General features: G+C 70.2%; 15 protein-coding genes. 7 read left to right on the top strand and 8 right to left on the bottom strand.

Annotated features, from left to right (window positions below):
* Nucleotides 1–83: 83 nt before the first annotated feature.
* Genes FNH21_RS09360 through FNH21_RS09350 form a run of 3 tightly spaced genes read right to left on the bottom strand, consistent with a single transcriptional unit; the run spans nucleotide 84 to nucleotide 2,125 of the window.
* Nucleotides 84–749, bottom strand: a complete 666-nt coding sequence (locus FNH21_RS09360; RefSeq protein ID WP_338403223.1) for an energy-coupling factor transporter transmembrane component T family protein — start codon at nucleotides 747–749, stop codon at nucleotides 84–86.
* On the bottom strand, nucleotides 746–1,468 hold the full coding sequence (locus tag FNH21_RS09355) for an energy-coupling factor ABC transporter ATP-binding protein (RefSeq protein WP_152814576.1): 723 nt from the start codon (nucleotides 1,466–1,468) through the stop codon (nucleotides 746–748). Before FNH21_RS09355 ends, FNH21_RS09360 begins: the two co-directional genes overlap by 4 nt.
* Before the next feature lie 27 nt (nucleotides 1,469–1,495).
* On the bottom strand, nucleotides 1,496–2,125 hold the full coding sequence (locus FNH21_RS09350) for a biotin transporter BioY (RefSeq protein WP_152814574.1): 630 nt from the start codon (nucleotides 2,123–2,125) through the stop codon (nucleotides 1,496–1,498).
* Nucleotides 2,126–2,296: 171 nt separating this feature from the next.
* Here FNH21_RS09350 and FNH21_RS09345 point away from each other — a divergent pair, with 171 nt between their 5' ends.
* Nucleotides 2,297–3,895: an ABC-F family ATP-binding cassette domain-containing protein gene (locus tag FNH21_RS09345; RefSeq protein WP_055773488.1), complete on the top strand. Its 1,599-nt coding sequence runs from the start codon at nucleotides 2,297–2,299 to the stop codon at nucleotides 3,893–3,895.
* A 261-nt stretch (nucleotides 3,896–4,156) separates the two neighbouring features.
* Here the strand turns inward: FNH21_RS09345 and FNH21_RS09340 are convergent, their stop codons facing one another.
* On the bottom strand, nucleotides 4,157–5,440 hold the full coding sequence (locus FNH21_RS09340) for an ice-binding family protein (RefSeq protein ID WP_152814573.1): 1,284 nt from the start codon (nucleotides 5,438–5,440) through the stop codon (nucleotides 4,157–4,159).
* Nucleotides 5,441–5,679: 239 nt separating this feature from the next.
* On the opposite strand from FNH21_RS09340, the gene FNH21_RS09335 reads away from it, so the two are divergent.
* Nucleotides 5,680–6,072: an MmcQ/YjbR family DNA-binding protein gene (locus FNH21_RS09335; protein WP_152814571.1), complete on the top strand. Its 393-nt coding sequence runs from the start codon at nucleotides 5,680–5,682 to the stop codon at nucleotides 6,070–6,072.
* Nucleotides 6,073–6,092: 20 nt separating this feature from the next.
* On the opposite strand, the gene FNH21_RS09330 is transcribed toward FNH21_RS09335, so the two are convergent.
* Genes FNH21_RS09330 through FNH21_RS09320 form a run of 3 tightly spaced genes read right to left on the bottom strand, consistent with a single transcriptional unit; the run spans nucleotide 6,093 to nucleotide 7,632 of the window.
* Complete coding sequence (locus FNH21_RS09330; protein WP_152814569.1) at nucleotides 6,093–6,920, bottom strand: SURF1 family cytochrome oxidase biogenesis protein; 828 nt, start codon at nucleotides 6,918–6,920, stop codon at nucleotides 6,093–6,095.
* Nucleotides 6,921–7,214, bottom strand: coding sequence for a hypothetical protein (locus FNH21_RS09325; RefSeq protein WP_241743146.1), 294 nt, complete (start codon nucleotides 7,212–7,214; stop codon nucleotides 6,921–6,923).
* Nucleotides 7,207–7,632: a DUF3099 domain-containing protein gene (locus FNH21_RS09320; RefSeq protein ID WP_152814567.1), complete on the bottom strand. Its 426-nt coding sequence runs from the start codon at nucleotides 7,630–7,632 to the stop codon at nucleotides 7,207–7,209. The genes FNH21_RS09325 and FNH21_RS09320 overlap by 8 nt, the downstream gene beginning before the upstream one ends.
* A 208-nt stretch (nucleotides 7,633–7,840) precedes the next feature.
* Here FNH21_RS09320 and FNH21_RS09315 point away from each other — a divergent pair, with 208 nt between their 5' ends.
* Together FNH21_RS09315 and FNH21_RS09310 are read left to right on the top strand one after the other, a co-directional pair.
* The gene (locus tag FNH21_RS09315; RefSeq protein WP_191931802.1) at nucleotides 7,841–8,578 is read left to right on the top strand and encodes a 3-oxoacyl-ACP reductase FabG; all 738 of its coding nucleotides are present in this window, start codon (nucleotides 7,841–7,843) and stop codon (nucleotides 8,576–8,578) included.
* 69 nt (nucleotides 8,579–8,647) lie between these two features.
* The gene (locus tag FNH21_RS09310) at nucleotides 8,648–9,397 is read left to right on the top strand and encodes an SDR family oxidoreductase (RefSeq protein ID WP_152814565.1); all 750 of its coding nucleotides are present in this window, start codon (nucleotides 8,648–8,650) and stop codon (nucleotides 9,395–9,397) included.
* A 195-nt stretch (nucleotides 9,398–9,592) separates the two neighbouring features.
* On the opposite strand, the gene serB is transcribed toward FNH21_RS09310, so the two are convergent.
* Complete coding sequence (gene serB / locus FNH21_RS09305; protein ID WP_241743144.1) at nucleotides 9,593–10,474, bottom strand: phosphoserine phosphatase SerB; 882 nt, start codon at nucleotides 10,472–10,474, stop codon at nucleotides 9,593–9,595.
* Nucleotides 10,475–10,565: 91 nt separating this feature from the next.
* Here serB and FNH21_RS09300 point away from each other — a divergent pair, with 91 nt between their 5' ends.
* The 3 genes from FNH21_RS09300 (at nucleotide 10,566) to FNH21_RS17070 (ending at nucleotide 12,596) form a co-directional block, all read left to right on the top strand.
* The gene (locus FNH21_RS09300) at nucleotides 10,566–11,351 is read left to right on the top strand and encodes an ABC transporter ATP-binding protein (RefSeq protein ID WP_152814561.1); all 786 of its coding nucleotides are present in this window, start codon (nucleotides 10,566–10,568) and stop codon (nucleotides 11,349–11,351) included.
* Nucleotides 11,352–11,388: 37 nt separating this feature from the next.
* A complete protein-coding gene (locus FNH21_RS09295) occupies nucleotides 11,389–12,225 on the top strand; it encodes a TrmH family RNA methyltransferase (RefSeq protein WP_152814559.1) in 837 nt (278 codons plus the stop codon).
* A gap of 113 nt (nucleotides 12,226–12,338) precedes the next feature.
* Nucleotides 12,339–12,596 carry a type B 50S ribosomal protein L31 gene (locus FNH21_RS17070; protein ID WP_055773464.1) on the top strand — a complete coding sequence of 86 codons (258 nt, stop codon included), beginning with the start codon at nucleotides 12,339–12,341 and terminating at the stop codon, nucleotides 12,594–12,596.
* Nucleotides 12,597–12,666 lie beyond the last annotated feature (70 nt).

Here is a 12,666-nt window from a genome sequence, read left to right as displayed (position 1 = left end):
ATGTCAGCCGCTGACGGGCGTGATGTGCCATGACGGGCGGTTCCGGCGACGACCGGGACCGCCCTTCTGCGTACCCGGCGGTCTCATCCGACGACGCGCTCGTGGTCCTGCCCGCGGTCGTCCCCCTCGTCGTGCTCACCCAGCCCCCGGGCGGCCAGCGCCTCACCCGTCCGGTGTGCATACGCGACGGCGCCGAGGACCAGCGGGGTCACCGCGACCCTGGGGCTCCGCTCCAGGCCCCGGGCGCGTGCTGCCTCCCTGACGTCGACGAACAGGCCGGCGAGGTAGGGGATGCTCCTCAGCATGATGGACAGGGCCAGGGCGAAGCGTTCCGGGTCGGCGCCCAGCCGCCGGAACGGGCGGGCGAGCGACGCGGTACCGTCCAGCAGCACCTGCAGGGGAGTCGTCAGCGTCACCGACCGCGCCGCGAGGAGGCATCCCGCGATTCCGCCCACCACGACGAACGCCTGGACCCATCCCTGCGAAAGGCCCTGGTGGAGCGCGAGGATCCCGAGCACGGGTGCCGCCGGAAGCAGCATCCGCACCGTCTGCAGCACGGATTGTCGGGCGCCGATCAGCAGGCCGGCGAGCGCGAGCGCCAGGACGGTGCTCGTGGTGGGCACGGAACCCCATCCGACGACGGCGATCGCGCAACCCAGTGAGGCCGCCGCTTTCGGTGCGAGCGGCCACCGGTACAGGAGTCCCTCGCCGGGACGGTACAGGCCGAGCGTGCTGCCGAATCCCCTCACGGCAGGAGGTGTCCGTCGCCCGCCGGGCCGCCGTCGGGCTGGGTGGACAGCGCCCGGTAGCAGGCCACCGCGTCGTCGGGCGTGCCGTCGAACACCACCCGACCGCCGTCGATGACGAGGGTGCGCTCCGCCTCCCGGGCGAAGTCGAGGTTGTGGGTGGTGAACACCACCTGCTGCCGGAGGCCGGCGAGCAGGGCCCGCACGACGGTGTCGTTCCGCAGGTCGAGCAGCGTGGTCGGTTCGTCGGCCAGGAGGATGCGTGGCTCGACCGCGAGGACGACGGCGAGGGCGAGGATCTGCCGTTCGCCGCCGGAGAGGTCGTAGATGCTGCGGTCGGCGAGATGCTCCAGACCGAAGCGCCGCAGGACCTCCCCGGCACGCAGCCGGCGCTCCGCGGCAGGCAGCTTCCGGGTGCGGAGGGACAGTTCGACGTCCTCGCGTCCCGTGGGCATCACCAGCTGCGAGAGGGGATCGGTGAAGACGAAGCCGACCGACCGGCGGACGGCGCCGCCGGCCTTCCGGGTGTCCTGACCGAGGACCTCGACCCTCCCTTGGGAGGGCAGACGCAATCCGTTGACGAGGCGGAGGAGGGTCGACTTGCCCGAGCCGTTGGCGCCGATGACGGAGACACGTCGTTCCGCCAGGGAAAGGGTCAGCGGGTGCAGCAGCGTGCGCCGGTCGTCGTCCGACTGCACTGCCGCTCCGATGAACTCGATCATCGTCGTCCGGCTGGGCAGGCGCGGCCCTCAGGCACGGGGTCGGGCGAGGAGCCGTGGGAAGGCGCGATGCACCGATACCGCGAGGAGGGCCGCGAGGACGTTCTTGACGATGTCGCCCGGCAGGTAGGCGGCGTCGACGAGCACGGCGTCCCGCAGGGACAGATCGGCGTTCACCATGAGCCCCGCCACTCCGAGCGGATGGATGGTGGACAGGCTCGCCACGACGCACGCGAGGAAGAGCAGGACGGTGCGGAAACGCGCGGCCCTACGGAGGACCGCCCTGGCGAGGAGCCCTGCGACGAGGGCCGCCGGAGGGAAGGCGATGAGGTAGCCGGCGGACGGTCCGGCGAGGACGCCGAATCCGCCGCTGAAGCCGCTGAACACGGGGAGGCCGATCAGTCCGGCGGCGAGGTACAGCAGGACGGCGGCGGTCCCGCGCCCTGGTCCCAGGACCACTCCGGTGAGCATGACCCCGAGCGTCTGCAGCGTGATCGGCACCCCGAGCGGGCCGACCGGGATACCGGGTACGATTGCTAGGGCGGCGATGAGGGCGGCGAAGACCGCGACCAGCGAGAGATCGGTGGTGTCCCACCGCTTGCGGGACGACGGACGGCCGTCGACGACAGGTCCGGGAGAGGTCTTCTCGGTCGGCTGCATGGCACACGCTCCTCCAGCGGGCCGGAGTCGCACCGGTTGCTCCGGTGATTTGTCGACTTCCTCCAGCCGTAACTGCTTCTGTACCGAGACTAGCGCCGGTCACCCGGGGATCCCTTGTGGGGTTCCTACAACAAACCGCCGTCTCAGGCACACCATCGAAAGGCCCTGACCGTGATCAACGTATCGAACCTGGAGCTCCGGGCCGGCGCTCGCCTGCTCATGGACGAGGTGTCCTTCCGTGTGGACAAGGGCGACAAGATCGGCCTCGTGGGCCGGAACGGCGCGGGCAAGACGACGCTGACCAAGGTCCTGGCGGGGGAGTCGCTGCCCGCAGGCGGCACTGTCACCCGGTCCGGCGAGATCGGCTACCTCCCCCAGGACCCGCGAACACCCGACATGGAGCAGCTCGCCCGGGACCGCATCCTCTCGGCCCGGAACCTCGACGCCGTCGTGACCGAACTGCGCCAGGCGCAGGAGGACATGGCGAGCGAGAAGACGTCGGTGCGGAACAAGGCCATGGCCCGCTACGACCGCATCGAGGCAGCGTTCCTCGCAGGGGGCGGCTACTCGGCAGAGGCCGAGGCCGCGGCCATCTCCTCCAACCTCGCCCTGCCCGAGCGCATCCTGAACCAGCCGCTGAAGACGCTCTCGGGCGGCCAGCGCCGCCGGGTCGAGCTCGCGCGGATCCTCTTCTCCGGCGCCGAGACGATGCTCCTCGACGAACCCACCAACCACCTCGACGCCGACTCCATCACCTGGCTGCGTGAGTTCCTGAAGAACCACCAGGGCGGCCTGATCGTGATCAGCCACGATGTGGAACTGCTGCAGGCGACCGTCAACAAGGTGTTCCAGCTCGACGCGAACCGCGGCACGATCGACATCTACAACATGGGCTGGAAGCGGTTCCAGCTGCAGCGCGAGACGGACGAGCGCGCGCGGAAGCGCGAGCGGGCCAACGCGGAGAAGAAGGCGCAGGTCCTCATGGACCAGGCGAACAAGATGCGCGCGAAAGCCTCGAAGGCCGTCGCCGCGCAGAACATGGCCAAGCGTGCCGAGCGGCTGCTCGGCGGGCTCGACGCCGTCCGCGCCTCGGACCGCGTGGCGGCGCTCCGCTTCCCCGAGCCCTCGCCCTGCGGTAAGACCCCGATGACGGCCGAGGGGCTCAGCAAGTCCTACGGGTCGCTCGAGATCTTCACCGACGTCGATCTCGCCATCGATCGCGGTTCGAAGGTGGTCATCCTCGGGCTCAACGGAGCCGGCAAGACGACGCTGCTCCGCATGCTCGCGGGCGTCGACACGCCGGACACCGGCAAGGTCATCGCCGGTCACGGACTCAAGGTCGGCTACTACGCCCAGGAGCACGAGACGCTCGACACGGAACGCTCCGTGCTCGAGAACATGAAGTCCTCGGCCCCCGACATGCAGGACGCCGAAGTACGCGGCATCCTCGGCTCGTTCCTCTTCTCGGGCGACGACGTCGACAAGCCCGCCGGAGTGCTCTCCGGCGGTGAGAAGACGCGCCTTGCCCTCGCCACGATCGTCGCCTCCTCGGCCAATGTGCTGCTCCTGGACGAGCCCACCAACAACCTCGATCCCGCGAGCCGTGCCGAGATCCTCGGGGCGCTGAAGAACTACAGCGGTGCCGTGGTGATGGTGAGTCACGACGAGGGTGCGGTGGATGCGCTCGACCCCGAGCGGGTGGTGCTGCTGCCCGACGGCGTCGAGGATCTCTGGAACCAGGACTACCTGGAGCTCGTCACCCTGGCCTGATCCGCATCATGTGACCTGGTCCTCGTCGCCCTGCGGTGATCCGCGGAACGGACGCGCCGGGCACCCGGATCCGTCGGCCGCTGAACCACCGGCGGGACACCACAGGACAGCGGACGCTGTCCTCTCCGCCGTCGCCGTCATCGGCTGCGCCGTGCCTGTGTAGGGGCCTGTCCGGGCCGGCTTCGACCGAGCCGGTCCCGGGGCAGGAGCACTGTCGCGACGCCGGATGGAAGAAGCGCCCGGACCGTTGCCCGAAGCGGGTCAGTGCCGGCGGTGCGATCCCGCCGTGCGCCTGATTGCCACGTCCTTCAGCGAGCCCAGCGCGGCGACCGCGCACAGCAGGGCGGCGCCGACGAAGATCGGAGTGAACGGCGTCAACGGGCTCGCGGCGGTGGCCGAGGTCTGGACGTTCGTCCCGCGATTCATGCCGAGCGACGTGCTGCCGCCGCCGGCCGTATCGTCGGTCGACCCGCTGGCGCCGTCACCGATACCACCCGAACCGCCGGTGCCGTCGCCGATACCACCCGAACCACCGGTGCCGTCGCCCGCGCCACCCGAACCGCCGGTGCCGTCCCCGGTGCCCGGCCCGCCGCCCGGCTGGATCGGGGCGCCGGGAGCGTCGGAGGGACCGGCGGGAGGGGTCGTCGGCTGGGGGACGGTCGGCTGCTGGGTGGGCGTCGTCGGAGTGGCCGTGGGCGTCGGAGTTGCCGTCGGCGTAACCGTCGGAGAGGCCGTGGGCGTCGGAGTGACCGTCGGCGTAACCGTCGGAGTGGCCGTGGGCGGCACCGTCGGGACGACGCCGCACGAGTTCGTGAGGAAGACGTTGTTGTCGAGGGTGACGGCACCGGTCCGCGCAAGCGCCCGGCCTTCGACGCTGGCGGATGTCGTCACCTGGATCGAGGTGAGGGCGAGGATCGTGCCCTTGAAGGTGGAGGCGGTCCCGAGGGTCGCGGAGGAGCCGACCTGCCAGAAGACGTTGCACGCGCTGGCTCCGCCGATCAGGGCCACGGTGCTCGCGGACGCCGTGATGAGCGTCGATGCGACCTGGAAGATGAAGACGGCGTTCGGATCTCCCTGCGCATCCAGGGTCACCGTGCCACTGAGGGCCAGCGGGCCGGTGGAGTTGTAGACGCCGGCAGGCAAGGTGCGCCCCACGAGATCGCCGGCGACGCTCTCGGTGAGGGCGCGGCTCGCGGCGTCGTCGTACGCGATCCCGACGTCGGACTGCGCCTGCAGCGCTTCGGCGTTGGCGGCATTGATCGTCCCGGCCGCGACGCCCGGCGGGAAGCCCGTGATCGCGGATCCGGGGCTGACGCCGAGGCTGCCGCTGAGAATGGTGGGGCCGGTGTTGGTGACGGTCTCTCCGCCGAGGACGGAGTAGGAACCGGCCGTGCCGAGGCCCACGGGGGCTTCGGCGGCGGAGGCCGACCAGGGGCCGCTGGCCGTGGCCAGCAGCGTGAAGACGAGCGCCCCCGCCGCCAGGGCGCCGGGCGCCCGTCGGCTCGAGCGGGAGTGGGCATGGCGTGCTGTACTGCTGCTTTTCAAGGGTCGCCTTCCAGCGGAGGGGCGGGGCCGAAAGCGCGATCGCACTGCTGAGTATCCAGAAGGGATGATCTCGGATCAGGTCACGAGGTGATCAGCACGAGGGTGAGGAGACAGGTCACCGTGCTTCCGTCAGCATAACTCCTCAGGAGGCTGTCGAACCGGTCGGCGCCTAAGTTTCTCGGACGACCTCCCGCCCGTCCGGCGACGCAGTCACGGACGGGCGGGACTAGGGTGGCCGTATGGATGTCGAACGGCTCCGGGCCGCCTGCCTGGGACTCGCCGGTGCCTACGAGGACTATCCGTTCGGTCCGGAGATCGCCGTGTTCCGGGTGCGGGTCCCCGGAGGGGCCGCACCGCCCGGACCCGGCAGGATCTTCGCCCTCGTCCGGGTGGAGGTCGAACCGCTCTCCATCTCCCTCAAGTGCGACCCCGCCCTCGCCGTGCAGCTCCGTTCCGCCCATCCGGAGATCACCGGCGCATGGCACCTGAACAAGAAGCACTGGAACGGTGTGCGTCTCGACGGAACCCTGGACGAGGGGATGCTCCGCGACCTGATCGAGGACTCCTACGACCTCGTCGTCTCCTCGCTGCCCGCTGTCCAGCGTGCTGCGCTCGGCTGGCTCGGTCGCTGAGGAGAGCCCGGCGTGCGGAGCTAGCGGATCCCCTGTGCGTCGAGGATGGCGTCCTCCTCCTCCTCGGACGAGGGACGACGGCGCTGCCGCGTCGGCAGGTCGGGAGCGCTCCCGTCCAGCTCGGCATTGCTGCGTCGCTGCTGCCGGGCGGCGTACCCGAGGCCCACGAAGGCGAGGACCCCGAAGGCGAACCACTGCAGGGAGTAGGACAGATGCGGGCCCTCGTCGATCGACGGCTTGGGGGCCGCGACGGGCGTGACTGCGGCTCCGGGCCGCTCGAGCGCGAGGAGTCCGTAGGCCGCGTCCTGCAGCGGGTAGTCGAGGCGGTCGGACAGCGCGACGAGGTCGATCGATGCCACCTGGCCCTCCGGCGCTCCGCGGTTGACGGCCGGCTCGCCCGGCTTCATCCTCGCGGTCACCTCGACCTGCCCGGACGGAGGCGCCGGGATTTCATCGGGCCGGCCGGCCTCGATGTTCCCGATCGGCAGCCAGCCGCGATCGATGATGACGGCCGTGCCGTCGTCGAGCCGCAACGGCGTGAGCACCTCGTACCCGGGCTGGCCGTTGAGGGGACGGTTCCGTGCCACGACCTGGTTGTCCACGTCGTAGGTCCCGACGAAGGTCACGGGGGTCCACTCGCGTGCAGGGTCATACCTGTCGAAGCCGTTCTCGCCCGGGACGTAGCGCTGGGGCGCGGCGTCGTAATTCGCCTCGATGCGCTGGATGTCCTCCACGACGGCCTCCCGCCGGTCGAGCTGCCAGCGGCCGAGCCCCACGCAGCCGGCTGCCAGCACGATCACCATGGCGAGCCAGCCGAACCAGCGTGCGGAGAAGAGGAACCGGTACATCTAGAGAGCTCCCATCGGCTGGCCGGCGGTCAGGGGCAGCGTCTCTTTCCACAGCCCGCGCTCGCGCAGGTACTCCTCGAACCACGTCACGTGCTCGGGACAGGAGGCCCAGGCCTTACGACGCTCGGGTGCGTGGATCCGCGGATTGTTCCAGAGCAGTTGCCAGGTGGCCCGCTCGCGGCATCCCTTGCGGGAGCAGACGGGAGCGTCGCCGGGTGCCGGGTGCACCCCGAACAGACCGAGACCCGCGGTCGAGGTGACCGCGGGTCGGGGAATCGGTGGTACGTCAGGCATCCGTACCCGGTCTTCCGGTGCCCGTCGCGTGTGACCCGTGATGGGCGGGGTCGGCGCTGTCATCGATGATCTCGCCGCTCAGGATGTCGTCGTCGTCCTCGGGACCGGCGTCGACCACCTTCGCTTCGATCTCGCGGACCGGCGCCCGGTCGATCAGCGCATCACTGTGCCTGATGTTGCTCGTGTCACCGCCGCCGTTGGCGACGACGACAGCGAAGTACGGCAGGAAGACCGCGCCGGCGATCATGACCCAGGACAGCCAGCCGTAGGGAACGACGAAGACCAGGATGAAGCAGACGAGACGGATGCTCATCGAGACCGTGTAGCGGATCATTCGGGTTCGCATTTCATCGCTGTGTGATTCACGTGCGTCTGAGATGCTGTGGACGTCTGTGTTGTGCTTCGTTTGTTTACTCATCACACTCCAAGGAGACTCCCTCTATTGTCTCACTTCGGGGTTCGTTCCCGAAGTCGAGGGATGCGCCGATAGGATCGTCGGGATAGTTTGACGAACAGGCGCGGACGGGGCCGGCGGGACGCGGTACATCCCCGCCGGATCGCTCGCGACATCGTCGATACGGACAACGTGGACCCCTTTCCGGCCCGCAGACAGAGGAGTTCTTCCCGTGGCATCTGGTGCAGACAACACGACGACGGCCACCGGCCGCAGCGTCCTCATCACCGGGGGCAACCGTGGGATCGGACTGGCCATCGCCAAGGTATTCGTAGCCAACGGCGACAAGGTTGCCATCACCTACCGAAGTGGTGAGATTCCCGAGGGCATGCTGGGCGTCAAGGCGGACGTCACCAGCGAGGAGCAGATCGACGCCGCGTTCACCCGGGTCGAGGCCGAGCACGGTCCGGTGGAGGTCCTCGTCGCCAACGCCGGCATCACGAGGGACACGCTGCTCCTGCGCATGTCGGAGAGCGATTTCACCGACGTCATCGACACCAACCTCACCGGTGCTTTCCGTGTGGTCAAGCGCGCCTCCCGCGGCATGATCCGGCTCCGGCGGGGCCGGGTGATCCTCATCTCGAGCGTGACCGGCCTGTACGGAGCGCCCGGGCAGATCAACTACTCGGCGTCCAAGTCGGGGCTCATCGGGATCGCCCGCTCCCTCACGCGCGAGCTCGGATCGCGCGGCATCACGGCGAACGTCGTCGCGCCCGGCTTCATCGACACCGACATGACGGCGGAACTTCCCGAGGACACCCGCAAGAGCTACCTCGCCACCATCCCGGCCGGCCGGTTCGCCTCGCCGGAGGAGGTGGCCGGCGTCGTGTCCTGGCTCGCCGGCGAGGACGCGGGGTACATCTCCGGCGCCGTGATCCCGGTCGACGGCGGCCTCGGCATGGGGCACTGACGCACGAAGGCTCGCCCCGACCACCCGCAGCACCCTTTCACCGCACCAGCCCCCAGAACAAGGAGCACCATGTCCACCCTCGAGGGAACCACTGCAATCGTCACCGGCTCGTCGCGCGGCATCGGCGCCGATGTCGCCCAGCAACTCGCGGCGCAGGGCGCCGCCGTCGTCGTCAACTACCGGCAGAAGGCACCGCGCGCCACGAAGGTCGTCGCCGGCATCGAGGCGGCCGGCGGAAAGGCCGTCGCCGTGGGCGCGGACCTCACCACCCCGGAGGGTCCGGCGGCCCTCGTCGACGCCGCCGTCTCGACGTTCGGCGGGCTGGACCTCCTGGTGCTGAACGCGTCCGGTGGCATGGAGACCTCCATGGGAGAGGATTACGCGCTCCGACTCAACCGCGACGCGCAGGTGGCCATGCTCACCGCAGCGGTCGAGGTCATGCCGGCCGGCTCCCGCGTGGTCTTCATCACGAGCCACCAGGCGCACTTCATCGAGAAGGTCGAGACGATGGACGCCTACGAGCCGGTCGCGCGCAGCAAGCGCGCGGGCGAGGACGCGCTCCGCGCACTCATCCCCGATCTCGAGGCCAAGGGCATCTCGTTCGTCGTCGTGTCCGGCGACATGATCGAGGGGACGGTGACGGCCACGCTGCTGGACCGCGCCACCCCCGGCGCCATCGAGGCCCGCCGCCAGGAAGCCGGCCGGCTGTACTCCGTTGCGGAGTTCGCCACGGAGATCGTCCGGATGGCCACGGCCGACGTCGCCACCGGACACACCGAGTATGTCGGCGGTGCGGAGGACTTCCTCGCCAAGAGCTGACGTCCACCCACGGCGGGATGCTGCGGCCGGCTCCTGGCGGGCGGTCGCAGCGTGACCGCCGGCCGACGCAGCGTGAGCGCGCCCGGCTCGCTGCCCGGGCCGGGCCGAGCATCTCGGCGTGATCGTTCAGGGCCGATGCCCGCCGCAGGATCCGGGTCTCCTACACCGGTCCGAGGACCGGCGCCGCAGCCGGTGTCAGAGTCCTGACAGGTGGCGGACGACGTCGAGGTCCGGCAGGTCGAGCGCGACATCCGCGGACGCACGGACGGCCGGCTTGGCATTGAACGCCACGCCGAGCCCCGCAGCCGCGAGCATGTCGAGGTCGTTGGCGCCGTCACCCACCGCGATGGTCGACGCCAGGGGCACCCCCGCCCGCTCCGCCTCCGCGCGGAGGACGCGTTCCTTCTCCGCGCGGTCGACGACGGCGCCGGACACCCGACCGGTCAGCATCCCGTCGTGGAGCCCCAGGTCGTTGGCGCGGGCGAAGGACAGGCGCAGCCGCTCCGCCACAGGCGCGAGGACCTGGGAGAACCCGCCGGAAACCACCCCGACCACATGGCCGGCGTCCCGGTAGGCGGAGACGAGCTGCTCCGCGCCGTCGCTCAGCTCGATCCGGGACACCACCTCGTCGATCACGGACATGGGCAGACCCTCGAGCGCGCGGACCCGCTGGTGCAGGGACTGCGAGAAGTCGAGCTCGCCCCGCATCGCTGCCTCCGTCACGGCCCTGACCTCGGCCTCGCGTCCCGCATGGGCCGCGAGCAGTTCGATGACCTCCTGCTTGATGAGCGTGGAATCGACGTCCATGATGAGCAGCTTGCGCCCGGACGCATAGACGGGTTCCGGCACGAGGGCGGCGCCGATGCCGGAGGCTGCGCTCCACGCGGCCAGCCCGGTCCGCAACGACGCGTCCAGCACCCCGGCCTGCACCTCGAGGGTGAGGACGTCGTACGTCGCGCCGCGGTGCAGGGACCCGACCTCGACGACCGCGCCGGCACGCTCGAGTCCTGTGGCCAGCCCGTCGCGGTGGGCGTCGTCGAGCTGCGCCGCCCAGGCGACCACCCTTGCCTTGATCAATCCGTACGCTCCTGTCCCGCCGCAGTCGGCGCCTCGTCCGAAAGCCGGCGGTTTCGCCACGAAGCCGCTCCTTAGCCTAGTGTCTAGGACCATGAGTGACGTTCTGGAACTGGCGGGAGTGAGCCTCGTCAGGGGTGGCAAGACCCTGCTCGACGGGATCGACTGGCAGGTCGGCGAGGGCGAGCGCTGGGTCGTCATGGGTCCCAACGGAGCGGGCAAGACCACACTGCTGCAGCTCGCGGGCGCACGCCTGCATCCGACGCGCGGCGTCGTCGGGATCCTCGACGAGGTCATGGGTGCGGTCGACGTCTTCGAACTCCGGCCGCGGATCGGACTCGCCTCGGCGGCCCTCGCCTCGCAGGTGCCGGACCACGAGACCGTGCTGGACGTCGTCGTCACCGCCTCCTACGGCGTCACCGGCCGCTGGCGCGAGCAGTACGAGCGCCTCGACGAGCGCCGGGCCTTCCGCCTGCTGGATACGTGGGGCATGTCCCGCTACATGAACCGTTCCTTCGGCTCCCTGAGCGAGGGGGAGCGCAAGCGCGTGCAGATCGCGCGGGCCCTCATGGCCGATCCCGAACTGCTGCTCCTGGACGAACCCGCCGCGGGCCTCGACCTCGCGGGACGCGAGGACCTCGTGCGCCGCCTGACGGATCTGGCACGTGACGAGGACGCGCCGGCGATGGTCCTCGTGACGCACCACCTCGAGGAGGTACCGCCCGGCTTCACGCACGCCCTCCTCCTGCGCGACGGCAGGGTGGTGTCCGCAGGACCCCTCGGCGACGTCCTGACGGAGGAGAACCTGAGCGCCGCGTTCGACGTCGCGCTGAAGGTCACGGAGGAGAACGGCCGCTACAGCGCGGTCGCCCGGGCGTGAGCTGCGGCACCGCGGCAGGCTCTTCGTTCCCGAGGTCCTGATGCTGGTCCACCTCGAGTCCGTCGATGATTCTCGGCTGGCCGACTATCGGAACCTGACCGACGTCCAGCTGCGGCTCGTCAGGGAACCCGCCGAGGGCCTCTACATCGCGGAGAGCTCGAAGGTCCTGCGCCGTGCGATCGACGCAGGTCACGTTCCCCGGTCCTTCCTGCTGGCGCCCAAGTGGCTGCCGGACCTCGAGGACGTCATCGGCCGCTTCCCCGACGTGCCCGCGTTCGTCGCCCCTGAATCGACCCTCGAAGCGATCACGGGCTTCCACCTGCACCGGGGTGCGCTGGCCGCGATGAACCGTCCGCCGGGCCGGACCCTGGGCGAGGTGCTCGCGACCGCGCGCCGGGTCGCGATCATCGAGGACATGGTGGATCACACGAATCTCGGAGCGGTGTTCCGTTCGGCGGCGGCCCTCGGGATCGACGCCGTCCTCTTCAGCCCGCGCAGCGCCGACCCGCTGTACCGCAGGGCCGTCCGGGTCAGCATGGGCAGTGTCTTCCAGGTTCCCTGGGTCCGGCTCACCTCCTGGCCCGATGACCTCGCCGAGGTCCGGGCCGCCGGCTTCACGATCGCCGCGCTCGCGCTGGTCCCGGGCGCCGTCAGCCTCGACGGGTTCGCCGGCCGCGACCGCGAGCGCCTCGCACTGCTCCTCGGGACGGAGGGCGACGGACTGAGCGCAGCCGCCCTCGGGGCCGCCGACGTCGCCCTCACCATCCGCATGCACGGCGGGGTGGACTCGCTGAACGTCGCCGCCGCTGCCGCCGTCGCCTTCTGGGAGTGCCGCTACGCGCCGGTACGGCCGCCGGCGTCCTCCGCCGTCTAGCCGCCGTTTAGCCGCCCGCCACGGGCTGCGCTAGTATGAACAACTGGCGCATCCGCCACCCTTTCGTACGTCCCGTGCCTGGCAAAACCCAGGTAACCAGAGAAGGTAGACCTGTGAAGTCTGATATCCACCCCAAGTACCAGTCCGTCGTCTTCCGCGACCTGGCCTCCGACAAGGCGTTCCTGACCAAGTCCACGGTCGGCTCCGCGAAGACCATCGAGTGGGAGGACGGCAACACCTACCCCCTGATCGAGGTCGAGATCTCGTCCGAGTCGCACCCGTTCTACACGGGCAAGCAGCGCATCATGGACTCCGCCGGTCGCGTCGAGCGCTTCAACGCCCGCTTCAAGGGCTTCGGCGGCAAGAAGTAGGACGTCCCCGACGGGACACGGACCCCACGGGCGCATGCCCTCGTCCACCAGCAGGAGCCACGCCGGTCCG

It is taken from the genome of Arthrobacter bussei, assembly GCF_009377195.2.
In the GTDB taxonomy this organism is placed as follows: Bacteria; Actinomycetota; Actinomycetes; order Actinomycetales; family Micrococcaceae; genus Arthrobacter_D; species Arthrobacter_D bussei.
This window is presented reverse-complemented; position numbering and strand designations above follow the sequence as displayed.

Bases quoted from the DNA above. Each gene is read 5' to 3' on its own strand.
- FNH21_RS09355 (WP_152814576.1), bottom strand. From the start codon at position 1,468: ATGATCGAGTTCATCGGAGCGGCAGTGCAGTCGGACGACGACCGGCGC.
- FNH21_RS09350 (WP_152814574.1), bottom strand. From the start codon at position 2,125: ATGCAGCCGACCGAGAAGACCTCTCCCGGACCTGTCGTCGACGGCCGT.
- FNH21_RS09335 (WP_152814571.1), top strand. From the start codon at position 5,680: ATGGATGTCGAACGGCTCCGGGCCGCCTGCCTGGGACTCGCCGGTGCC.
- FNH21_RS09330 (WP_152814569.1), bottom strand. From the start codon at position 6,920: ATGTACCGGTTCCTCTTCTCCGCACGCTGGTTCGGCTGGCTCGCCATG.
- FNH21_RS09325 (WP_241743146.1), bottom strand. From the start codon at position 7,214: ATGCCTGACGTACCACCGATTCCCCGACCCGCGGTCACCTCGACCGCG.
- FNH21_RS09320 (WP_152814567.1), bottom strand. From the start codon at position 7,632: ATGAGTAAACAAACGAAGCACAACACAGACGTCCACAGCATCTCAGAC.
- FNH21_RS09310 (WP_152814565.1), top strand. From the start codon at position 8,648: ATGTCCACCCTCGAGGGAACCACTGCAATCGTCACCGGCTCGTCGCGC.
- FNH21_RS09300 (WP_152814561.1), top strand. From the start codon at position 10,566: ATGAGTGACGTTCTGGAACTGGCGGGAGTGAGCCTCGTCAGGGGTGGC.